The organism is Streptomyces sp. NPDC002888, from assembly GCF_042888465.1.
Lineage (GTDB): Bacteria > Actinomycetota > Actinomycetes > Streptomycetales > Streptomycetaceae > Streptomyces.
In genome coordinates, this window is record NZ_JBIAPU010000004.1 from 361,122 (window position 1) to 380,176 (window position 19,055).

Annotated in this window: 17 protein-coding genes; 6 read left to right on the forward strand and 11 right to left on the reverse strand. The window is 72.0% G+C overall.

The window, feature by feature from the left end; translation table 11 throughout:
* Positions 1-119: 119 nt before the first annotated feature.
* A complete protein-coding gene (locus tag ACFYWX_RS09235; protein WP_389423342.1) occupies positions 120-1,277 on the reverse strand; it encodes an alkaline phosphatase PhoX in 1,158 nt (385 codons plus the stop codon).
* 164 nt (positions 1,278-1,441) lie between these two features.
* On the opposite strand from ACFYWX_RS09235, the gene ACFYWX_RS09240 reads away from it, so the two are divergent.
* Positions 1,442-2,368 carry an oxidoreductase gene (locus tag ACFYWX_RS09240; protein ID WP_389423343.1) on the forward strand — a complete coding sequence of 309 codons (927 nt, stop codon included), beginning with the start codon at positions 1,442-1,444 and terminating at the stop codon, positions 2,366-2,368.
* A gap of 103 nt (positions 2,369-2,471) precedes the next feature.
* Here the strand turns inward: ACFYWX_RS09240 and ACFYWX_RS09245 are convergent, their stop codons facing one another.
* Positions 2,472-4,136 carry a SulP family inorganic anion transporter gene (locus ACFYWX_RS09245; protein WP_389423419.1) on the reverse strand — a complete coding sequence of 555 codons (1,665 nt, stop codon included), beginning with the start codon at positions 4,134-4,136 and terminating at the stop codon, positions 2,472-2,474.
* A gap of 461 nt (positions 4,137-4,597) precedes the next feature.
* The gene (locus ACFYWX_RS09250; RefSeq protein WP_389423344.1) at positions 4,598-5,203 is read right to left on the reverse strand and encodes a carbonic anhydrase; all 606 of its coding nucleotides are present in this window, start codon (positions 5,201-5,203) and stop codon (positions 4,598-4,600) included.
* A 246-nt stretch (positions 5,204-5,449) separates the two neighbouring features.
* Between ACFYWX_RS09250 and ACFYWX_RS09255 the strand changes: the two genes are divergently transcribed.
* Both ACFYWX_RS09255 and ACFYWX_RS09260 read left to right on the forward strand, forming a co-directional pair.
* Positions 5,450-6,448 carry a winged helix-turn-helix domain-containing protein gene (locus ACFYWX_RS09255; protein ID WP_389423345.1) on the forward strand — a complete coding sequence of 333 codons (999 nt, stop codon included), beginning with the start codon at positions 5,450-5,452 and terminating at the stop codon, positions 6,446-6,448.
* Positions 6,445-7,944, forward strand: coding sequence for an ATP-binding protein (locus ACFYWX_RS09260; protein WP_389423346.1), 1,500 nt, complete (start codon positions 6,445-6,447; stop codon positions 7,942-7,944). The genes ACFYWX_RS09255 and ACFYWX_RS09260 overlap by 4 nt, the downstream gene beginning before the upstream one ends.
* 121 nt (positions 7,945-8,065) lie before the next feature.
* Here ACFYWX_RS09260 and nirD read toward each other — a convergent pair whose 3' ends face one another.
* The 4 genes from nirD to ACFYWX_RS09280 all read right to left on the reverse strand — a co-directional run bounded on the left by nirD (position 8,066) and on the right by ACFYWX_RS09280 (position 13,349).
* Positions 8,066-8,416 carry a nitrite reductase small subunit NirD gene (gene nirD, locus ACFYWX_RS09265; protein ID WP_389423347.1) on the reverse strand — a complete coding sequence of 117 codons (351 nt, stop codon included), beginning with the start codon at positions 8,414-8,416 and terminating at the stop codon, positions 8,066-8,068.
* A complete protein-coding gene (nirB, locus tag ACFYWX_RS09270) occupies positions 8,413-11,007 on the reverse strand; it encodes a nitrite reductase large subunit NirB (RefSeq protein WP_389423348.1) in 2,595 nt (864 codons plus the stop codon). The genes nirD and nirB overlap by 4 nt, the downstream gene beginning before the upstream one ends.
* A complete protein-coding gene (locus ACFYWX_RS09275) occupies positions 11,007-12,221 on the reverse strand; it encodes an NAD(P)/FAD-dependent oxidoreductase (RefSeq protein WP_389423349.1) in 1,215 nt (404 codons plus the stop codon). The genes nirB and ACFYWX_RS09275 overlap by 1 nt, the downstream gene beginning before the upstream one ends.
* Positions 12,222-12,455: 234 nt before the next feature.
* Positions 12,456-13,349: an NAD(P)-dependent oxidoreductase gene (locus tag ACFYWX_RS09280; RefSeq protein ID WP_389423350.1), complete on the reverse strand. Its 894-nt coding sequence runs from the start codon at positions 13,347-13,349 to the stop codon at positions 12,456-12,458.
* Positions 13,350-13,448: 99 nt separating this feature from the next.
* Here ACFYWX_RS09280 and ACFYWX_RS09285 point away from each other — a divergent pair, with 99 nt between their 5' ends.
* Complete coding sequence (locus ACFYWX_RS09285; RefSeq protein WP_389423351.1) at positions 13,449-13,838, forward strand: winged helix-turn-helix transcriptional regulator; 390 nt, start codon at positions 13,449-13,451, stop codon at positions 13,836-13,838.
* On the opposite strand, the gene ACFYWX_RS09290 is transcribed toward ACFYWX_RS09285, so the two are convergent.
* Both ACFYWX_RS09290 and ACFYWX_RS09295 read right to left on the reverse strand, forming a co-directional pair.
* The gene (locus ACFYWX_RS09290) at positions 13,776-14,393 is read right to left on the reverse strand and encodes a class F sortase (RefSeq protein ID WP_389423352.1); all 618 of its coding nucleotides are present in this window, start codon (positions 14,391-14,393) and stop codon (positions 13,776-13,778) included. The genes ACFYWX_RS09285 and ACFYWX_RS09290 overlap by 63 nt on opposite strands.
* Before the next feature lie 115 nt (positions 14,394-14,508).
* Positions 14,509-15,033, reverse strand: a complete 525-nt coding sequence (locus tag ACFYWX_RS09295) for a hypothetical protein (RefSeq protein ID WP_389423353.1) — start codon at positions 15,031-15,033, stop codon at positions 14,509-14,511.
* A 254-nt stretch (positions 15,034-15,287) separates the two neighbouring features.
* Here ACFYWX_RS09295 and ACFYWX_RS09300 point away from each other — a divergent pair, with 254 nt between their 5' ends.
* Entirely contained in the window at positions 15,288-15,878 is a 591-nt protein-coding gene (locus ACFYWX_RS09300) for an NADPH-dependent FMN reductase (RefSeq protein WP_389423354.1), read from the forward strand.
* A gap of 204 nt (positions 15,879-16,082) precedes the next feature.
* A complete protein-coding gene (locus ACFYWX_RS09305) occupies positions 16,083-16,337 on the forward strand; it encodes a hypothetical protein (protein WP_389423355.1) in 255 nt (84 codons plus the stop codon).
* 83 nt (positions 16,338-16,420) lie between these two features.
* On the opposite strand, the gene ACFYWX_RS09310 is transcribed toward ACFYWX_RS09305, so the two are convergent.
* Both ACFYWX_RS09310 and ACFYWX_RS09315 read right to left on the reverse strand, forming a co-directional pair.
* Entirely contained in the window at positions 16,421-17,155 is a 735-nt protein-coding gene (locus ACFYWX_RS09310; RefSeq protein ID WP_389423356.1) for a TetR/AcrR family transcriptional regulator C-terminal domain-containing protein, read from the reverse strand.
* Positions 17,156-17,300: 145 nt separating this feature from the next.
* Positions 17,301-18,953 carry a M4 family metallopeptidase gene (locus ACFYWX_RS09315; RefSeq protein WP_389423357.1) on the reverse strand — a complete coding sequence of 551 codons (1,653 nt, stop codon included), beginning with the start codon at positions 18,951-18,953 and terminating at the stop codon, positions 17,301-17,303.
* Between the last annotated feature and the right edge of the window lie 102 nt (positions 18,954-19,055).

Here is a 19,055-nt window from a genome sequence, read left to right on the forward strand (position 1 = left end):
GCCACACCGGACGCATGGCTTTACTTCCAGTTTGCAGTTCGTTCGGTCGTAACGAGCCGCGGTCCACCCCTGTTCCGATCCCGACCTGTCAGGTTCCTTTCAATATCGCAGGCGCCTGCCTACGAGCGGAACGGCCCCGTCACCTCGTACGTGATCCCGCCGGACGAGCTCCCGCTGGTGCCCCGCTGACTGGAGAAGTACAGCCGCGTGCCGTCCGGGGAGAAGGCGGGCCCGGTGATCTCCGAGGACGACTGGCCGCCGACGCGCAGGAAGGGCGCGACCACGTCGTCCGGGGTGATCAGGCAGATCTCCAGGTTGCCGCCGTCCTCCGCCACGAACAGGTCGCCGGAGGCCGAGCCCGTGACGTTGTCGACGCCGGTGAGCGGGGCCGTGCCGCCGGTCACCAGGGAGTCGTCGTAGGCGAGTTCGATGGTCTGGGCGACCGCGTCGTACTGCCAGACCCTGTTGTCGCCCTTCGTGGTGAACCAGCAGGTGTCGTTCGCGTAGTGGCAGCCCTCGCCGCCGTTGAAGTGCTTCGCGCCGGAGACCTGGCTACGGGTGGCGGTCGCGCCGCTCGGGTCGGGGACCCGCGCCCAGCTGACCGGGCCGCTGGTGCCGGTGCCGGCCACCATGACCTCCAGCGTGCCGGCCGACAGGTCGCCCCAGGTGGTGGGCTTGAAGCGGTAGAAGCAGCCGTCCGTCACGTCCTCCGTCAGATAGACCACCTTGCGGACGGGGTCGGCCGCCGCGGCCTCGTGCTTGAAGCGGCCCATGGCGTCCCGGCGCACCGCCGCCTTCACTCCCCACGGGTCGGTCTCGTAGACGTACCCGCGGTCGACCTCCTCGCAGGACAGCCAGGTGTTCCACGGCGTCTTCCCGCCCGCGCAGTTCTGCCGCGTCCCGGACAGCACGCGGTACGCCCCCGTGACCGCCCCGGCCGACGAGAACCGCACCGCGCTCGCGCCGCCCGACGGGTTGATCTCCGAGTTCGACACGTAGATCCAGCCCGTGCCGTCGGCGTAACAGGCGCCGCCGTCGGGAGCGTTGTGCCAGGTGTACGACGTGCCGGGCACCGCCTGCCCGGAGCGGGCGATCACCCGGCTGGTGAACCCGGCGGGCAGCCTGATGCCGTTCGCGTCCGCCGCGCCGAGCGCCCCGTACGGGCCGGGGCCCGGCTGGGCGGGGGCGGCGTACGCGGCGCCGCGCCACAGGGTTCCGCCGAGCACGGCGGACGAGCCGCCGAGGACGGCCGCACGCAGGAGGGTACGACGTTCCACGCTCACTCCAAGGGGGTGTCGTGATCGCCCCGCCACCGGTCGGCGACGGGGTCGCGCGCTGAGGGACGCTAGGGGCGCGGGATGGACGCTCCGTGGCCACGCCGTGACGGGCAGGTGGCAAGGCACCCTAGGGTTGAGGATCACGAACTGGAGGGAGCACAGCCATGGCCGGCTGGAACGCGCACGACATCCCCGACCAGAGCGGGCGTACCGCCGTCGTCACCGGAGCCAACAGCGGCCTCGGCTACGTCACCGCACGGGAGTTGGCCCGCAAGGGGGCCCGGGTGGTGCTCGGCTGCCGCAGCGAGGCGCGGGGCAAGGCGGCGGTCGAGCAGTTGGCCGGGGAAGTGCCCGGCGCCGAGGTGGAGTTGGGGCGACTGGACCTCGGCGACCTCGCCTCCGTACGGGAGTTCGCGGCCTCGCTGCCGTACGAGCGGATCGACCTCCTCGTCAACAACGCCGGGGTGATGGCGCTGCCGTACGGGACGACCGCGGACGGCTTCGAGACGCAGTTCGGAGTCAACCACCTGGGCCACTTCGCCCTGACGGGGCTGCTGCTGCCGACGCTGCTCGCCGCGCCCGGTGCCCGGGTCGTGACCGTCTCCAGCATGATGCACCTGCTCGGCAACCTCGACCCGCGCGACCTCAACAGCGAGCTCCGCTACCGGCGTTGGATCGCCTATGGCCGGTCCAAGACCGCCAACCTGCTCTTCACGCGCGAGCTGGCGCACAGGCTGGACGCGGCCGGCGCCGACCTGGTCGCGGCCGCCGCCCACCCCGGGTACGCCGCCACCAACCTGCAGACCGCCGGGGTGCGCGCCGAAGGGCGCCGGGCCGCCGAGCGGTTGGTGGAGCTCGGCAACCGGGTCATCGCCCAGCCGGCGGAGGCGGGCGCACTGCCCATCCTGTACGCGGCGACCGCGCCCGGCGTGCGCCCCGACTCGTTCACCGGCCCGTCCATCGCCATGTGGCGCGGGGCACCCGCACCGTCCCCGCGGGCGCGCTGGACGCGCGACGACAGGGCGGCACGCGGGCTCTGGGGCGCCTCCGAGAGGCTGACCGGGGTGTCCTACGACGCCCTCAAGGCGTGAGTCCGCTCGTTCGGACCGGTCGAATCATCCGGCACGAGGGTGGTACAGAGGTCCCCGCGTGCGTGACCTGCGGGAGAACCGCAGGTTACGCACGCGGGCTCCGTCAGCGTGACACGTACTGGTCCGCGTACTCGTCCGGCATCGGGCGGGTGTCCAGGTAGAACCACTCGGCGGTGGGGCCGGGCAGCGGGCCGGTGTCCGTCGATGCGGTGGCCGGGCGCTGGGGCCGGGGCACGGTACGGGGTGCGGTCTCCTGCTCCGGTCCGTCGGAGGATGCCGCCTTCGCCGGGCCCGGCATCAGGAGTTCCACGCGCAGGCCCTTGCCGCGCTGCTGGGTCACGAACTCCTCGACCTGGCTGCGGCAGGCGTGGTCCAGGTGGGTGACACCCGTGAGGTCGAGACGGATGCGCGGCCTGGCGGACTCGGCGGCGGCCTCCAGGGCCTCGATGACCTGCGGGAGACGCAGGAACGTCGCGTTGCCCGCCATCACCACCTTCGCCGTGTCCTCCTCGACGTGCTGCCTGATGACCGTCTGCGACATGCGCACGGCGGCGAGGACGATGCCCGCGGCGAGGCCGACGAGGACGCCCTCCAGCAGGGCCGTCGCCACGATGACCAGCGTGGTGATCGTCATGACCGCGAACTCGCCCCGGTCCTGGCGCCACATCTTCGGGAACTGCTCGGGCGCGAAGAGCTTCCAGCCGCTGTGCACGAGGACGCCCGCGAGGACCGAGATCGGGATCAGGGCCAGGACCTGCGGCAGCAGCAGCGCGAAGGCCAGCAGCCACAGGCCGTGCAGGGTGCGGGACATCCGGGTCTTGGCGCCCGCCTGGACGTTCGCCGAGCTGCGGGCCACCACCGCCGTGATGGGCAGCGCGCCGAGGAGGCCCGCGATCGTGTTGCCGGCGCCCTGGGCGATGAGTTCGGGGTTGTAGCGGGTGCGCGGGCCGTCGTGCATACGGTCCACCGCGGCCGCGGTGAACAGGGACTCCGCCGAGGCGATCACCGTGAAGGTGAGGATCGCGGTGATGATGCCGGCGTCGGCGAGACCGGCGAACTGCTCCGCGCCGGGTACGTCGACGGAGGCCAGCAGGTTGCCCACCTGAAGGGTCTTCACGTCGACGCCGGGCAGCGCGGCGACCGCGATGCCGATGCCCACGGCGACCAGGGCCGCGGGCATCTTCTTGATCGGGCCCGGCACCTTCTTCCACAGGAAGCTGAGCACGACCGTGACGATGCCGAGGCCGGCCGCGATCACCGTCTGCGGGTTCGAGAAAGTGTCGGCGAGCAGGCCGGGGATGCCCAGCATGTTCTCGATCGGGGTACCGGGGGCCTTGGCGTCGGCCACCGGGTACGCCTGACTGAACATCAGCGGCAGTCCGATGCCCGCGAGCATGCCCTGGACGACGGCCAGCGAGATCGCCTGGAAGAACCGGCCGAAGCGGACCAGGCCGAGGACGATCTGCAGGATGCCGGAGAACAGGACGATCACGCCGAGCATCGCCACCCCGTGCTCCAGCACGGTCTCCGAGACGAGCGCCGCGAGGCCGGCGGCCGGGCCGCTGACCTGGAGGGTGCTGCCCCTGGCCGCGCCGACCACCAGGCCGCCGATCACACCGGAGATGATGCCGAGCTCCGGCGGGACGCCGGAGGCGACGGCCACGCCGATGCACAGGGGGAGGGCGACGAGGAAGACGACGAGGGACGCGGTGATCTCGGTGGCCAGATCGCCCTTGGGCGCGCCGGGGGTCTTGGACGCACCGGGCATCTTGGGTGCCCTCGGGAGCTTGGGCATCCGTGACGGCTTCTCGGCGGCGGGCGCGCCGGGCCGTACGGCGTCCGTACGGGACCGGCGCGCCTCGTGGGCAGGGGGTGCCGCCCAGTCGTCCTGGAACGCGGTTCCCTCCCACGGGTTCTGGTCAGCGGGGGTGGACCGCGGGTCCTGGCCCGACGGTCCCTGAGGTGTCGACCACGCGTCCCTGCCCGACTGGCCCTGGGACGTCGACCAGGCATCCTGGAACGCGGATGTTCGTGTGTCCCCGCCCGGCGACGTCGCCCACGCGTCCTCACCCGGAGGTGTGTTCCACGCGTCGGGGTACCCCGGTGTCGCCCAGTCGTCCGGAGGATGCGACGGCACAGCCCGCTGGGAGCCGGTGTCGTTCACCCACCCCCCGCCGCCCGCCTCGCCGGGACCCGAGCGGCCGCGCGCATGCCTCCGGTGCGAGCCGCTCATGCCGCGTGCACCCGGAAGCGGCCGTCCGCGTCGAGCTCGTGGACCTGACCGGTGTCCACCTCGTAGTACCAGCCGTGCAGCCGCAGCCGGTCCTCCTCGATGCGCTGCCGGGCCGCCGGGTAACTCCGCAGCACGGCCAGCTGATTGATGACGTTCAGCTGGGCCACGTCCGGCAGCGACGGGTCCCGCACGTCTCCGTCCAGGACCGGCGTCAGCCGCGGGCGGGCCAGCTCCAGCCAGGCGTCGACGCCGGGCAGGGCCGAGAGGTCGTCGCCGGACTTGAGGGCGCCCATCGCACCGCAGTGGGAATGACCACACACCACGATGTCCTGAACGCCGAGCACCTCCAGTGCGTACTCGATGGTGGCCGCCTCGCCGGAGGCGCCCGGCCGGCCATGCGGCGGAACGATATTGCCCGCGTTCCGCAGCTCGAATATCTCTCCGGGCCGCGCGCCCGTGATCAGGGCGGGTATGACCCGTGAGTCCGAGCAGGTAATGAACAATGCCTCGGGGTATTGTCCCTCGGCCAGTTTCCGGTATTCGCCGCTTTCGAAGTCGACCCGTCGCTTGAAAGAGCGGGCGCGGTCCAGCAATGCCTTCACGGTTCCTCCCGGCAGGTGTTTGACCTGGTCACAGTGGGGGAGCGACCAGGTTGTCCTCACCGTAGAGGAGCGTGATCAAGGCGAAGGTTAGGGGAACACTAAAACGCGGACAGGAATGCAACAAACTTTGTCCGGAAGGGTTTTGAGCGGCTGCTCACAGTCGACCGGATCCAGGCGACGTGCCATTGACGGCTCTTGTAGCGTGTCAACTCCACGGCGGAATTGGTCACGGAGAGACGGGAACGCATGGGCGTACGAGTGCTGCTCATCGAGGACGACGAGACGATCGCGGAACCCCTCATCGAAGGCCTCGGGCACTTCGGACTGGCGGTGGACCACGTCCGCACCGGCACGGAGGGGTTGAGGGGGCCGTACGGCGATGTCGTCCTGCTCGACCTCGGGTTGCCGGACGTGGACGGCATCGACGTCTGCCGCGGCATCCGGCAGACCTCCGACGTCCCCATCATCATCCTCAGCGCGCGCGGCGAGGAGGCGGACCGCGTCCTGGGCCTCGAGCTCGGTGCCGACGACTATCTGGCGAAACCATTCAGCATGCGTGAACTGGTCGCTCGGGTACGGGCGGTGACCCGCCGGACGCAACGAGCGCCGGGAAGCGGGGGCGAGTTCGGGGGGACGGAGGGCCACGGGGCGGGTGCGGGCGGGAGTGAGACGCACGGGACGTGGAACGAGGTGCCGGGCGCGCGGAGTTCGAGCGGTGAGCGGTTCGGCGGGGCGGCGGCCGGCGAGCCGTCCGGTGGTCCCGCGTACGAACCCGTCGACGCGAACCGGCACTTCACGCCCCCGCGGGGCTTCGAGACCGGCCCCTTCGACACCGGCCGCTTCTCCGAGCCCGTCCGCACCCCCGGACCGACCCCGGCCCCGAACCCGACCCCGTTCCCCGGTGCCGGCAACGCCCCCGGTCCCCTGGTGGTCGACCGCCGTACCCGTCAGGTGTGGGTCGGGGAGTCGCCCGTCGCGTTGACGCCCAAGGAGTTCGAGCTGCTCGCGCTGCTCACCGAGGACCCCGGGGCGGTCTACTCGCGGCAGCAGATCCTCGACCGGGTGTGGGATCCGCACTACGAGGGCCCGACCAAGACGCTGGACGTCCATGTGGCGACGCTGCGGCGGAAGTTGGGCAACTCGGCGTGGATCCAGACGCTGCGCGGGGTCGGGTTCCGGCTGGCGGTGCAGACGGGGCCGCCGGCGGCGCGGCCCGCGTCCGGTCGACCGGCGGCCTATCGATGACCCGTCGGCTGCTGCTCAGCTACCTCGCCCTCACCGCCCTGGTCCTGCTCTGCCTGGAGATCCCGCTGGGCTTCGTCTACTCGCGGGGCGAGCTGGAGCGGGTGGTCAACGCGGCGAAGGACGAGGCGGAGTCGGTGTCGGCGTACGCCTCGCTGTCCATCTCCGCCGGCAGCGAGGCGCAGGACCTGCCCGACCGGGCGGTCCACTGTGCCGAGCGCATCGGCGGCAAGGTGCTGATCGTGGACCGCTCCGGCAAGCTGCTGGCCACCTCGCACCGGCTGGACGCCGCCGAGTCGAACGGCCTGGCCTCCCGGCCCGGCATCGCGGCCGCGCTGCGGGGCACCTCCTCGGTCGACGTGCGCACCTCGACGATCGGCGGTGTCGAGTACATCGCGGTGGCGTCCCCGGTGAAGCACGGAGCCCTGAAGCAGGGCGCCGTCCGGATCACCGTGCCGACCCACATGGTGGTCGAACGCGTCCAGCACGTCTGGCTGCTGCTGATCCTCGGCGGACTCGCGGTCCTCGCCGCCGTCGCCGTCGTGGGCTTCGCGATCGCCCGCTGGACCGGCCGTCCCATCCGCGAACTGGAGCTCGCCACCCGCGAGTTGGCCGACGGCGGCACGGCGACCCCGGTGGGCATCACCAAGGGCCCGCCCGAGGTCCGCTCTCTCGCGGCCGCCTTCAACCACACCGCGGCCCGCCTGCAACACCTCCTCGCCTCCCAGCGGGCCTTCGCCGGTGAGGCCTCGCACCAGCTCAAGACCCCGCTCGCGGCGTTGCGGCTGCGCCTGGAGAACCTGGAGTCCGACATCGCCCTGCACGCCCGGGGCAGTCTCACCGCGGCGATGACCGAGACCGACCGGCTGGCCCGGATGGTCGAGGGGCTGCTGGCGATGGCCCGGCTCGACGAGAGCGCCGCCGTGCGGGAGCCGGTGGACCTGGACGGCGTGTGCGGGGAGCGGTACCGGGCGTGGGACCCGCTGTACGAGCAGCACGGCGTACGGCTCGTGCTGGTGGGCGACTACGCGGGGGAGGTGCTGGCGGTGCCCGGAGCGGTGGAGCAGATCCTGGACAACCTGCTCTCCAACGCCCTGCGCGTGGCACCCCTCGGCTCCACCGTCTCCATCGACCTGCGCCGCCCCGCTCCGCACGAACGCCGCTTCCCGCACCACTTCCACCCTCACCGCCCGGCGGGCCCCGCCCGGGTCGAGCTGCACGTCATGGACGAGGGCCCCGGCATGACCGAGGAACAGCGCCGCCGCGCCTTCGACCGCTTCTGGCGGGCCCCCGACGCCCCCAAGGGCGGTACGGGCCTGGGCCTCGCGCTGGTGCAGCGGCTCGCGCACGCCGGCGGCGGCGAGGCGGTCCTGCGACGGGCGCCGCGCGGCGGCCTCGACGCGGTGATCCTCCTGTCCCCCGCCCCGGACCGGGGGGACGGCGCCCCCTCACCACCGTCCTACCGGCCCCCGAGACCGCTGGAGGTCACCCTCCGCTGAGGGCACGAAGCGCAGCAGCCAGCAGGAAGCCGGAGACCGGCGCCCGAAGCTCCGCGGCTCAGGAGCTTCGGGCGCCGGTCTCCGGCTGTGGAACTTCTGCTGTGGAACTTCTGCGGACGCCTCAGTGGGCGCGCACCTCGTACGCGGTCACCGTGACCGTCTCGTCGTCCAGGCACTGCCCGCTCTGCAGGTCGAAGCGCTGCTTGAGCAGGGGCGAGGCGACGAAGGGGCGGCCCTCGTGGGTGCCGGTGAGGCCGCGGGAGAGGACGGCCGCGCCGATGAACGGGTCGCGGTTGTCGATGCCGTACAGCTCGCCGGCCCGGTCGCGGAACAGGGCGACCTGGCGGCCGTCGGGCAGCAGCGCGGCCACACCCCGGCCGGGGATCAGCTGGCTGAGCTCGCAGACCGTGAACCAGTCGTCGTCGAGGCGCAGTTGGATCTTGAGGTCGGTGGTCTCGGGTGCCAGGGTCATCGCTGGGCGCTCCCTTCCAGGACGTCTTCGGTGGGTCGCATGCCGATGCTGAGCAGCGGCAGGTCGGGCTTGATCTGGTCGCGCTCGGGGACGAATCCGACGACCGGGTCGGGCGTGTCGGGCGCGTTGACGAAGGAGACGAACCGGGCGAGCTTCTCCGGGTCGTTGATGGTTTCGGCCCACTCGTCGCGGTAGTGCGCCACGTGGGCCGTCATCAGAGACTCCAGCTCCTCGCAGATGCCCAGCGAGTCCTCCACGACCACGTCCCGTACGTGGTCCAGGCCGCCGGGGATCCGCTCCAGCCAGGTGGACGTCCGCTCCAGGCGGTCGGCGGTGCGGATGTAGAACATCAGGAACCGGTCGATCAGGCGGATCAGCTCGGCGTCGGACAGGTCCTGCGCGAGGAGGTCCGCGTGGCGCGGGGTGGCGCCGCCGTTGCCGCCGACGTACAGGTTCCAGCCGTTGGAGGTGGCGATCACGCCGAAGTCCTTCGACTGGGCCTCGGCGCACTCGCGGGCGCAGCCGGAGACGGCGGACTTGAGCTTGTGCGGGGACCTCAGGCCCCGGTAGCGCAGCTCCAGGTCGATCGCCATGCGGACGGAGTCCTGGACGCCGTAGCGGCACCAGGTCTGGCCCACGCAGGACTTCACCGTGCGCAGCGACTTGCCGTAGGCGTGGCCGGACTCGAAGCCGGCGTCCACCAGCCGGGTCCAGATGAGGGGGAGTTGCTCCACCCTCGCGCCGAACATGTCGATCCGCTGGCCGCCGGTGATCTTCGTGTAGAGGCCGAAGTCGCGGGCGATCTCGCCGATGACGATCAGACCCTCGGGGGTGATCTCACCGCCGGCGATACGGGGGACGACCGAGTACGAGCCGTTCTTCTGGAGGTTGGCGAGGAAGTGGTCGTTGGTCTCCTGCAGCGCCGCCTGCTCGCCGTCGAGGACGTAGCCGCTCGCGCCGATGGTCGGGGCGAGGGAGGCGATGATCGAGCCGACCGCCGGCTTGCAGATGTCGCAGCCGTCGCCGCCCCGGGCGTCGTCGCGGCCGTAGCGGTCCAGCAGGTCCTGGTAGGTGTTGATGCGCAGGGCGAGGACGATCTCGTACAGCTCCTCGCGGGTCTGCGAGAAGCAGCCGCACAGGCCCTTGTCGACCTCGACGCCGCTGGCCTCCAGCTCGGCGGTGACCAGCTGGCCGAGCACCTTGACGCAGGAGCCGCAGCCCGTGCCGGCCTTGGTGCACTTCTTGACCTCGGGGACGGTGGTGCACTGGTGGTCGGTGACCGCGCCGCGGATCGCGCCCTTGGTGACGTTGTGGCAGGAGCAGATGACCGCCTCGTCCGGCAGCGCGGACGGGCCCAGCTGGACACCCTCACCCGCTCCGGCGGGCAGGACCAGCGACTCGGGCGAGACCGGCGGGACCGAGCCGGTGAAGGCCTTCAGCGTGCCGTACGCCTCCGCGTCGCCGACCAGGATGCCGCCGAGCAGCGTGCCGTCGCGGCCGATGACCAGCTTCTTGTACAGGCCCGAGCGCGAGTCGGAGTAGACGACGTCGAGGCAGTCCTCGGCGGTGCCGTGCGCGTCGCCGAAGGACGCCACGTCCACGCCGAGCAGCTTCAGCTTGGTGGACAGGTCGGCGCCGGTGAACGCGGCCTCATCCTTGGCGATGGTCGCCGCGACCGTCTCGGCCTGCTCGTAACCCGGCGCCACCAGGCCGTACACGCGGCCGTCGGAGGCCAGCGCGCACTCGCCGATCGCGAAGACGTGCGGGTCGGTGACCGTGCGGCACTGCTCGTCGACCGTGATGCCGCCACGCTCGCCGACCGTCAGACCGCAGTCGCGGGCCAGCTGGTCGCGGGGGCGGACACCGGCGGAGAACACCACCAGGTCGGTGGCGAGTTCGGAGCCGTCGGACAGCTTCATGCCGGTGACCGCGCCGTCCTCGCCGACGACGATCTCCTGCGTGCCCACACCGGTGTGCACGCTCAGGCCCATGTCCTCGATCGTGCGCAGGAGCGCGGCGCCGCCGCCCTCGTCGACCTGCACCGGCATCAGGCGCGGCGCGAACTCCACGATGTGGCTGGTGAGTCCGAGGCCCTTCAGCGCGCCCGCGGCCTCCAGGCCGAGCAGACCGCCGCCGACCACCGCACCGGTCGTGCGGGTCCTGGCGTACTCCTCGATCGCGAGCAGGTCCTCGATCGTGCGGTAGACGAAGCAGCCCTCGGCGTCCTTGTTCGGGACCGGCGGGACGAACGGGTAGGAGCCGGTGGCCAGGACCAGCACGTCGTAGTCGACGACGAGACCGGAGCGGGCGGTGACCCTGCGCGCCTCACGGTCGACCGTCTCCGCCGGGTCACCGACGTACAGCTCGATGCCGTGCTCCGCGATGAACGCCATGTCCGTCATGGACAGCTCCTCGGGCGTGGTGCCCGAGAAGTACGAGGTGAGCTGGACGCGGTCGTAGGCCGGACGCGGCTCCTCGCACAGCACGACCACGCGGTGCGTGGCGGTCAGGCCGCGCTCGGCGAGCGCTTCGAGGAAGCGCTGGCCGACCATGCCATGGCCGACGAGCACGATCGTGGGGGTCGTGGACATCAGGAGCCTCCGTCGTTGGTGAGCAGGTGGAGCAGGGGGCCGCCGTCGGACGGGAGCGGCTCTGCTCCCTCCCAGGCGCGGGCGAGCGCGCCGACGGTGCCGAGTTCGCCGACGAGGACCCCGCCGACCAGGCGGTCGTCGCGGACGACGACCTTGCGGTAGGTGCCCCGGGTGGCGTCGGCGAGCTGCACGACGTCGTCGCCGGGGCGGGGCTCGGTCTCGCCGAACGCGGCAAGGTCGAGGAAGTCCTGACCGGCGAGGGTGAGCCGGGTCAGGGAACGGGTGCCGGTGTAACGGGCGGTGGTGTCGCCGGCCAGCAGCTCGGCCAGGACGTCGGCCTGTTCGAGCGCGGGCGCGGCAAGTCCGTAGAGGGTGCCCTCGTGCTGGGCGCAGTCGCCGATGGCCCGGATGTGCGGGTCGGAGGTGCGCAGTTCGTCGTCGACGAGGACGCCCTTGTGGATGGCGAGCCCCGCGTCCTTCGCGATACCGACGCGCGGGTGGACCCCGCAGGCCAGGACGACGAGGTCGGCGTCGAGCGCGTACCCGTCGGCCATCTCCACCGAGCGGACCGCGCCGCCGACGCAGCGCACGTCCCGCACGCGGCACTCGGTGTGCACCTCGACGCCCAGGTCCTTGAGGTGCCGCCGGACGAGCTTGGAGGCCGTCGGGTCGAGCTGGCGCTCCATCAGCCGCTCGGCCTGCTGGGCGAGGACGACCTGCGCGCCGCGCTTGGCCAGCGCGCGGGCGGCGGAGACGCCGAGCAGTCCGCCGCCGATGACGACCGCCCGCACTCCCGGACGCACCGCCTTCGACAGGCCCAGGCAGTCGTCCATCGTGCGGAACGCGTGGACGCCCTCGGGCAGGAGGTGGTCGGGTGTGAACAGGCCGCGCAGCGGCGGCAGCACGGGGTTGGACCCGGTGGCCAGGACCAGCGTGTCGTATGCGATCACCGAGCCGTCGGCGCAGGCCACGGTGCGTGCCTCGCGGTCGATGCCGGCGACCCGGGCGCGGGTCAGTCCGGCGGGCGCCGGGAGGGCGATCACGTCCGGGCTGTAGCGTCCGGCCAGCACCTCGGCGAGCAGGACCCGGTTGTACGGGCGGTGCTCCTCCTCGCCGACGAGCAGCGCGGGCGTGCCGAGCTCACCGAGCCGCCGGGCGAGACGTACGCCCGCGAGGCCGGCGCCGATCACCACCACACGCGTATTCGAGGTCATGTCCTTGAGCGTGCGGTGCCGACGTTACCCGGTGGCATCACGGTTGTTTCCCGCGAGGAACGCTGCCCTCAGCGGGGCCGTGGCGGGAGTGTGAGGGTTCCCGGGGCACGGTGGGGGCGGGCTGTGAGATCCCGGGAACCTCAGAAGACGCTCAGGTCGATGGACTAACCATGTATCCCGTCCCCAGGGTCGCGATCACGCAGTGGGGAGCGTGGGAGCCGCTCGCTCGGTCCCTCAGTTCTCCCCGGGCGCGAGCAGGTCGACCAGCCCCGCCGTGTCCTCGTCGCCGTGGCCCTCGGACAGGCGGCGCCGCATCAGGGCCAGGAACGGGGTCAGGAGCTCCGGGCTGATGCCCTGTTCCTCGGCCGTGCGGAGCAGGGTCGTGCTGCCCGCGACCTGCATGGCCAGGTTGGAGGTGACGTTCCTGGTGAAGTCGCCGCTCTCCAACTGTTCGGCGGCGGTGTGCGCCATGGGGGCCATGGCGTGCAGCCACGACACGAGCAGCGGCGCGAAGTCCTTCGGCGGGATGTCCTCCCGGCGGATCAGCGCGAAGGCGTGTGTGACGCCCGCGAACATGCCGTACATCCCGCTCAGCAGCGCCACGTCGTGCAGCGCGGCGAACCCCGGGTCCGCACCGACATACGTGGTCCCGGCCGGGACGGTGAGAGTCTCCCGGTGCTCCTCGAAGAGCGCGGCCGAGCCGCTGTAGAGGACGTACGCCCCGCTCTGAGGCGCCCCGATCATCGGCGGTACGGCCATGATCCCGCCGTCCAGGAAACGCGCGCCGCGCGCCTTGGCCCACGCGGCACGGGAGCGGCCCTCGGCCGGTGTCCCGGTGGTGAGGTTCACCAGGTCCCGGCCGGTCAGGCCGGCGTCCTCCAGGGCCTCGCCGACCGAGGCGTCGTCGAGCAGACAGGCGACGACCAGCCGGTTCGCGGCCACCGCGTCGGCGGCGGTCGCGGCGACCGTGGCGCCCTCGGCGGCCAGCGCGCCGGTGCGGGCGGGGGTGCGGTTCCAGACGGTGAGCGGATGGCCGGCGGCGAGCCAGGCGCGGCCCAGGGCGGTGCCCATGGCGCCGGTGCCGAGGAGGGTGAGGGGAGTGGGCTGGACGGGTGCGTTGTCGGTCATGGCGACTAGGCTCGTCGCAGGGGAGCGGCCCGCTCAAGTACGTACTTGGGAGTGGGTGGTTACCGCCGGGAAAGGGTCCAGGCAGGAGGAGGGGCGGGCATGGCGGTCGGACGGCGGCCGGGGGCGTACGTCTGCGGGATCGACGCGGCGATGGACGTGATCGGCGGCAAGTGGAAGGTGCTCGTCCTCTGGGCGCTGCACGAGCGCCCGTGCCGCTTCGGCGAGCTGCGCCGGGGCCTGCCGGGAGTCACGGAGAAGGTGCTCGCGGCGCAGTTGCGGGAGCTGGAGGCGGACGGCATCGTCCACCGCGAGGCGTACGACGAGGTGCCGCCGCGTGTGGAGTACTCGCTGACGCCCCGGGGCGCCGCCCTCAACGAGGCGCTGGCGCCGCTCGGCGCGTGGGGCAAGGAGAACATACTGAACGACTCACCGACTCCCGGTGAGGTGCGCGAAGACGACCACGTTCCCCTGATAACCGGTACTCCGTGAGTAACCCCCACCGCACGTGATCACCCGCAGCTCCGGCCGCCGCGCCGCCCCGTACACCTTCTCGTCGGGGAAGTCCCGCGCGTCGTACACCTCGACCGCGTCCACGGCGAACACCGCGACCCCGCCGTCGCGCCGGTCCACCTCGATGACGGCACCCTTCTTCAGGGCACCGAGGCCGTAGAAGACGGCGGGCCCCTCGGCGTTGTCGACGTGTCCGGCGACGATCGCCGTGCCGCTCTCACCGGGGGTGGTGCCGGCCTCGTACCAGCCGGCCAGGTTCTTCTTCTCCGCCGGCGGGACGTCCAGGCTGCCGGTCCGGGTCAGGCGCAGGCCCATGAGGGGAGCGTCCACGCGGATCGAGCGGATGCGGATGCGGTCGGGAGGAGAGGGCGCCAGCGCCGGGGCGGAACGCGGGTCGAGGTGCCCGGAGCGGGCCTCGGCCGCCGTGGGCTGCGGCGGGGCGTGCGTCTCGGAGCCGTTGCTCAGCAGCCAGGCACCCGAGCAGAGGGCGACCGCGGTGACGGCCGCTATCGCGGTGTTGCCGACCCTGCGCATCTGGAAGCACCCTCCTGCGTGGCGGAACCCCGTGCCCCTCCGGGCCGCGAGGGGCGTCGGACCCGGAGGGGGAGGGGACTTGCGGTACCGGCGGACGGACAGCGGAGGGTGTCCGTCAGATCCCGTCGCCTCTCGCCCGGCGATGCAGGAGCCAGGTACCGCCCGCGGCGGCGACGGCGAGAGCCGCCACACCGGCCGCGGTCTGTCCGGGGTCGTGGCCCAGGGCGCCGCCGACCCCCGTCTTCACACTTCCTCGCGGATACACCTGGGCGCGCTCGGAGGACAGCGTCACCACCAGGTCGCCGGTGACCCACCGCCCGCCCTCGGTACAGGTCACGTCGATCTCGTACGTCCCCTGCTGCGCGCTCGGCGGCACCCGGAACCGCCCGATCGCCTCGTCCTCGTGGGTGGTCGGCGCGAGCGTGAAGTGTCCCGCGCCCACCGCGCTGGCGTCGCCGGTCGCCGTACCGCCGTCGCCGCAGGCGGTGGTGTCCACCGTGACGTCGCTGCCCGGCACGACCGTGGAGGGGAACACCTCCAGGCGGCCGCCGGTGTCACCGCCGTACGCGGGCGCGGCGACCGCGCCGGCCGTGGCGACGGCGAGCGCGGTACCGGTCAGCAGCCGGACGGTACGTCGCATGGGTGCTCCCTCGAGCTCTCGGTTGCCCTGTCCTTCCGAGGTAAGGGGCACCGGGGCGCACCCGCTTCCTGAGGGGGCGGCAGAAATGTGGTGAACGGGTGTCAGGGCGACTGCCCGTTCCTCCGTTTCAGCAGGTCATCGCCGTGCGTCGGGCGTGCGGTGGAACGGGGTCCGGCGGGGGTGTGAATGGGTGACCGGGGTTGCGCAGGTCACGGCTTGACCTCAATCAAGGTTGAGGTACCAGGCTGTGCCGCATGAACACAGAGATCACTCCCGCGCCCCTGAACGTCACCGTCGTCGTCGGCAGCAATCGCCACGGCCGCTTCGGCCCCGTGGTCGCCGACTGGCTCCTCGGCCGCGTCCGAGACCGGGGCGACATCGCCGTCCAGGTCGTGGATGTCGCCGAGATCGACCTGCCCACCACCTTCGCCCCGTCCCCCGAGGCGGCCGCCGCCCGGGCGTCGGTCGCCCCGAAGCTCGCGGAGGCCGACGCGTTCGTCGTGCTGACCCCCGAGTACAACCACTCCTACCCGGCCGGCCTGAAGAACCTCATCGACTGGCACTTCACCGAGTGGCAGGCCAAGCCCGTCGCCCTCGTCTCCTACGGCGGCCTCGCGGGCGGTCTGCGCGCGGTCGAACACCTCCGGCAGGTCTTCGCCGAACTGCACGCCGTCACGGTCCGCGACACCGTCTCCTTCCACAACGCGGGCGCGTCCTTCGACGACGAGGGCCGCCTGCGGGACCCCTCGGGCCCGGACGCGGCCGCGAAGACGATGCTGGACCAACTCGTCTGGTGGGGATCGGCCTTGCGGGAGGCGAAGGACAAGCGGCCGTACGCGTCCTGAGACCGTCGCCGTACGCGTCCGGAAATCGCCGTGGTGAGCACGGCCGCACCGTGCGCCCCGCGCCTCCGCCGACCCCCGCCGGGCCTCTCGCTCCCCTCCGCGCCACCTGACTCGACGGACACTCCGTGTGCTCAAATGACTACGCAGCGCAGTCAGTTGGTCGCGCTGCGAGTCGGTGCAGAGTCGAACAGAGGAGACATCCAGATGTCCGTACGCGCGCTCGTCGTGAAGTCCGCCGGTGCCGTCGCCGCCCTGGCCGCCGCCGCGGGACTCCTCGGTGCCGCCGCCCCGCCGGCCTCGGCCGCGCCGGTCCGGCCCGCCGAGATGAAGTTCTACGACGACTACTGGACGGAGGCGGAGTGCCGGCAGGTCGGCGAGTGGGGGAAGGCGAACGGCCGCTGGACGATCTACGTCTGCCAGTTCTCCGGTTGGGACTACGACCTGTACTACGACAGCTGACGCCGGTACCGAACGGCTGAGGGCCGAGGGTCACCCGTGCGGTGACCCTCGGCCCTCGGCCGTTGGTTCCTCCAGCCCCCGCCTCAGTGCGGCAGCCGCGTGGCCAGCCCGTCCAGGACGATGTCCAGGGCGCCCGCGAACTTCTCGTCACGCAGGGCGACCGGGTCGGTGGCCGCGGCGCCGGCCTCGGCGTAGGTGCCGGCGAGGTGGTCGTGGGCGGCGGCCGCCTCCTGGGCGGCGGGCAGCAGCCGCGCGATGAAGTCCGCCTCGCTCTCGCCGGACCGGGCGACCGTGGTGAGCCAGGCGGCCTCCGTGGTGCTCATGCCGATGACGTACGACAGCATGGCGTCGATCGCCCGGCTCGGCTCCGGGAAGCCCGCCGCCGTGAACAGGGCGGCCAGCCGCTCGGAGAACGACATCAGGTTGGGGCCGAGATAGGCCAGGCCCGCCTGTCCGAGCACCGAGGACAGCCACGGGTGCCGCAGCGCCGTCGCGCGGAAGGAGTGCGCGGCCTCGGCGACGGCGGCGCGCCAGTCGGGGCTGTCGGCGGGCGGTACGTGGATCTCGGCGGCGACCTCGTCCACGGCGAGCTCCATCAGCTCGTCCTTGGTCGCCACGTGCCGGTAGAGCGAGGTCGCACCCGCGTTCAGACGGGCACCCAGCTTGCGCATGCTCAGCGCCTCGATGCCCTCGGCGTCCAGCATCGCGACCGCCTCCCGGACGATCGCGTCGCGGCTGAGGGCGGGCTGGTCGGCCTCGCGCCGGCTGCGGGCCCACACGGACGGGATGGGGTTCTGTTTCGTCTTCGCGGCGGCCATGACGTTCGCCCCTCTCTGGTCGCGTACACCGTTCGCACTCAGCGTACACTGTTCTCAGGGCGCGTACATCGCTCCTCCGCGCGAACGTCGAGAGGGCCGGTGCCCCGGGAGGGGGCACCGGCCCTCGGTGTGTCGCCGTGTGGGCTCAGCCCACGTTCACCGCGCTCCAGGCCGCCGCGACCGCCTTGTACTCGGTGCTGCCGCTGCCGTACAGGTCCTTCGCCGCGTTGAGGGTCGCCGTACGGGCGCCCGCGTAGTTCGTCGAGGACGTCATGTAGACCGTCAGCGCCCGGTACCAGATCTTGCCGAGCTTGTCCCGGCCGATCCCCGTGACCGTGGAGCCGTTGGAGGTCGGCGAGTTGTAGGTCACGCCGTTGATGGTCTTCGTGCCGCTGCCCTCCGCGAGGAGGTACGCGAAGTGGTTGGCGACGCCGGAGGAGTAGTGGACGTCGAGGTCCTTGACCGAACTGCTCCAGGAATCCGCCGACTTGCCGTCCTTGGAGGGCTTGTCCATGAAGCGCAGGGCGTCCCGGCCGAAGCCGGAGCGGACGATCTTCTCGCCGATCAGGTAGTCGCCCTTGTCCGACGCGTTGTTCGCGTAGAACTCGACGAGCGTGCCGAAGATGTCGGACGTCGCCTCGTTCAGGCCGCCCGACTCGCCCGAGTACGCCAGCGCCGCGGTCTTCGAGGTGACGCCGTGCGACATCTCGTGGCCCGCCACGTCCAGTGACACCAGCGGCCCGAGCTGCGTGCCGTCACCGTCGCCGTACGTCATGCAGAAGCAGGTGTCGTCCCAGAAGGCGTTGTTGTACTTGTTGCCGTAGTGCACCCGGTTGAACGAGCCCTTGCCGTCACCGGCGATGCCGTTCCGTCCGTGGACCTTCTTGTAGTAGTCCCACGTCGTGTCGGTGCCGTACTGCGCGTCCACGGCCACGGTCGAGCGGTCGGAGGCCGCGCCCGTGCCCCAGTGGTTGTCCGTGTCCGGGAACACCGTCGAGGGCGCCCGGCTGACGCAGACGTTCCCCAGGAAGCACAGGTCCGTCTTGTTCTGCGCGTCCCCGGTGTACGTGCCGCCGCGCGTCGGGTCCTTGAGCTGGTACGTCGATCCCGACAGCGCCGTCTCCAGCGGCACCGTGCCGCCGTACAGCGACTTCCCGTCGCCGGACGCGGTCTCGATGTTGTCCCAGGCGTCGATCTGCGTGCCGGTGCGGGCGTCCGTCAGCACCGTCCGCCCGACCGGGTTGCCGAGCGAGTCCTGGGCGGCGACATTGGTGCGCCAGGCGAGCCGCGGCGAGCCGTGCAGGGCGTCGACGACCAGCTCCGGCTTGGCGGTCAGCTTTTTCAGGGTCTCGCCGAGGTTCGCGGCCCGCAGTGCGTTCGACGCGATGTCGGCGGCCTTCGGGGCGGAGAGCGCGGGGACGATGCTCGCGAGGGAGATGTCGGCGCGGGTGGCCCGGTTCGTACTGCGGTACGTGCCGTCCTTGGCCAGGTGGACCATGAAGTCGCCGCCCAGGACCGGCAGTTGGCGGTAGGTGCGGTCGTAACGCACATGCTGGGTGCCGTTTGCGTCCACGACGACGTCGCGGACGGACGTCCCCTGGGCGGAGGTCAGACCCAGGCTCGTCGCGTAGTTCACCAGGACGGAGGCGGCGTTCTCGATCGCGCCGGCCCGGGTCGGCCGGTCGGCGGCGTCGGCTGTGGGGGAGAGCGCGGCGGTCAGTAGGGTGGCGGTGGTGGCGGCCACACCGGCGGTGGCGAGACGACGGGACCCTCGGACGTGCGGCCGTATTCGGCTCATCGGTCTCCTCGAGAAGGCGCCAAGGGGCGCGTGGGGGGCGGCGCGTGGGGGCTGCGCGTGGCGCTGATCTTGACCAAGATCTAAGGCGCCCCGGACGTGTCA

Bases quoted from the DNA above. Each gene is read 5' to 3' on its own strand.
- ACFYWX_RS09240 (WP_389423343.1), top strand. From the start codon at position 1,442: ATGGCCGGCTGGAACGCGCACGACATCCCCGACCAGAGCGGGCGTACC.
- ACFYWX_RS09245 (WP_389423419.1), bottom strand. From the start codon at position 4,136: ATGCCCGGTGCGTCCAAGACCCCCGGCGCGCCCAAGGGCGATCTGGCC.
- nirD (WP_389423347.1), bottom strand. From the start codon at position 8,416: ATGACCCTGGCACCCGAGACCACCGACCTCAAGATCCAACTGCGCCTC.
- ACFYWX_RS09300 (WP_389423354.1), top strand. From the start codon at position 15,288: ATGAACACAGAGATCACTCCCGCGCCCCTGAACGTCACCGTCGTCGTC.
- ACFYWX_RS09295 (WP_389423353.1), bottom strand. From the start codon at position 15,033: ATGCGACGTACCGTCCGGCTGCTGACCGGTACCGCGCTCGCCGTCGCC.
- ACFYWX_RS09285 (WP_389423351.1), top strand. From the start codon at position 13,449: ATGGCGGTCGGACGGCGGCCGGGGGCGTACGTCTGCGGGATCGACGCG.
- nirB (WP_389423348.1), bottom strand. From the start codon at position 11,007: ATGTCCACGACCCCCACGATCGTGCTCGTCGGCCATGGCATGGTCGGC.
- ACFYWX_RS09275 (WP_389423349.1), bottom strand. From the start codon at position 12,221: ATGACCTCGAATACGCGTGTGGTGGTGATCGGCGCCGGCCTCGCGGGC.
- ACFYWX_RS09315 (WP_389423357.1), bottom strand. From the start codon at position 18,953: ATGAGCCGAATACGGCCGCACGTCCGAGGGTCCCGTCGTCTCGCCACC.
- ACFYWX_RS09280 (WP_389423350.1), bottom strand. From the start codon at position 13,349: ATGACCGACAACGCACCCGTCCAGCCCACTCCCCTCACCCTCCTCGGC.
- ACFYWX_RS09255 (WP_389423345.1), top strand. From the start codon at position 5,450: ATGGGCGTACGAGTGCTGCTCATCGAGGACGACGAGACGATCGCGGAA.
- ACFYWX_RS09260 (WP_389423346.1), top strand. From the start codon at position 6,445: ATGACCCGTCGGCTGCTGCTCAGCTACCTCGCCCTCACCGCCCTGGTC.
- ACFYWX_RS09290 (WP_389423352.1), bottom strand. From the start codon at position 14,393: ATGCGCAGGGTCGGCAACACCGCGATAGCGGCCGTCACCGCGGTCGCC.
- ACFYWX_RS09305 (WP_389423355.1), top strand. From the start codon at position 16,083: ATGTCCGTACGCGCGCTCGTCGTGAAGTCCGCCGGTGCCGTCGCCGCC.
- ACFYWX_RS09310 (WP_389423356.1), bottom strand. From the start codon at position 17,155: ATGGCCGCCGCGAAGACGAAACAGAACCCCATCCCGTCCGTGTGGGCC.